This is a genomic window from Bowmanella yangjiangensis (genome assembly GCF_017255015.1).
GTDB classification, from domain to species: Bacteria; Pseudomonadota; Gammaproteobacteria; order Enterobacterales; family Alteromonadaceae; genus Bowmanella; species Bowmanella yangjiangensis.
On the sequence record NZ_JAFKCS010000626.1, the window covers coordinates 1 to 423 of the forward strand.

Here is a 423-nt window from a genome sequence, read left to right on the forward strand (position 1 = left end):
CGACGATCGCCAGCAGGTGCCAACCCGTCGCCGGGATACTGGCCCAGGCCGCCAGCTTGGGCTGGCCATCAAGCGACATGGCGAGGACGCCGTTGCTGCGCTCGCCGATGCTTTTCGCCAGGGCCATGGTGTCGTTGCGCTTCAGCAGGTTGAAATCTTCCGGCTTGAACAGCTCCGAGCTGATGGCGTCATCGTAGGAATGTGTGGTCAGCTCGCTGAGGCCAAAATCCGTTTCACCGGCCGGAGGCAAGGCCATGATGTTCATCTCGTTGCTGACGATCACCGCGTAGCCGCCCCAGGGCACGTCCAGGCCCTGGATATGTTCGAGCAGCTTGCTCACGGTGACGTCCAGGCCGACCACTCCCTCGAGGAATTCGCCCCGAAACACCGGGGCGATGGCGGAGAGCATCCAGCCCTGGCCTG

Annotated in this window: 1 protein-coding gene; it reads right to left on the reverse strand. The window is 63.6% G+C overall.

The genetic code is table 11. From position 1 onward, the window contains the following. Window positions 1–409 (reverse strand): PDC sensor domain-containing protein (locus J0A65_RS25985; RefSeq protein WP_206597081.1); only part of this gene is annotated, 409 nt, incomplete at its 3' end. Window positions 410–423: the final 14 nt, after the last annotated feature.